The organism is Mesorhizobium sp. M0960 (assembly GCF_040319055.1).
Taxonomy (GTDB): Bacteria; Pseudomonadota; Alphaproteobacteria; order Rhizobiales; family Rhizobiaceae; genus Mesorhizobium.
The window spans coordinates 1-945 of record NZ_JAMYNN010000054.1 but is presented as its reverse complement, the minus strand read 5'-3'; the positions used below and the strand labels follow the sequence as shown (position 1 = coordinate 945).

The following is a 945-nucleotide window of genomic DNA, read 5'->3' as shown; positions in this document are numbered from 1 at the left end:
GCTCGATCAAGCGAGCCGACCAGATCGAGACCTCGTAGAGCAGGATCGTCGGAATTGCGAGGCCGATCTGGCTCATCGGGTCGGGGGGGGGGCGCCCCCCCCCCCCCCCCCACCTCCAGCCGCATGGACGGTTTTACGGAAAAGATGCTCGCCGAGACCGGGCTATATGCGATGGTCGGCAAAGCGGAGAGGGGTCCAGTGGCCATCGAGTCGATTGTCAGATACAAAACGCCCTATCTCATCGCAGTGGGCGGCGCGGCGTACCTGATTTCAAAATCGATCAAGGCGGCGCGGATCGCTGCCTTTGAAGACTTGGGCATGGAAGCGATCTATGAATTCGAGGTGCAGGACATGCCCGTCATCATGGCTGTCGATGTTGAGGGAAATTCTATTCACAATTCCGGGCCGCTTGAGTGGCGTAAGCGCATGGCTGCCGACAGCATCGCACGCAACATCGGCGTTTGAGTCTTCCCGGCTGCGCGATCCGGCCAGACTCTCGCGCCGGATGTAAGCCGTGACGGCACTCAAGCGGCATTTGTGGTGCCCAGTTCCTCGGCGAGCCAGACAAGAAAAGGTTCAATTCATCTCGAAGCCAATCTGACTAGTCCACGCGATCGATGTTCGAATCCTGTCGGGGTGCCAAGCTACGAAGTCAAAAAATGCGCTATCTATTACAACGAGGTCTCCGCCGAAAGGCGACTATACCTCTCCAGTTGCGTCATCGCCCTGTTAGGCGGCGGGCGATAGCCAACTGTTTCTACAGCAGCCTTTCCATGATTCGAACTCCCTCACCTGAGTTTCGACAACCCCACTCTGGCGCATTGCGGGCCGAGAATGGATGCCGTCCACTACATTCGGTGGCTTCAATTAATGATAGAATTGGTTGGCACTAATTGCGCTGTCGACCACGGCTTGAGAGCAAAAGGTCATGAAGTCGAAACCCGA

2 pseudogenes are annotated in these 945 nt (G+C 57.0%); one reads left to right on the top strand and one right to left on the bottom strand.

The features are described 5' to 3' along the window. Positions 1-88, bottom strand: a pseudogene (locus tag NKH63_RS31270) (twin-arginine translocase subunit TatC); the annotation flags it as partial. Positions 89-96: 8 nt separating this feature from the next. On the opposite strand from NKH63_RS31270, the pseudogene NKH63_RS31265 reads away from it, so the two are divergent. Beyond that, a pseudogene (locus tag NKH63_RS31265) lies at positions 97-465 on the top strand (fumarate hydratase C-terminal domain-containing protein); the annotation flags it as partial. Positions 466-945 lie beyond the last annotated feature (480 nt).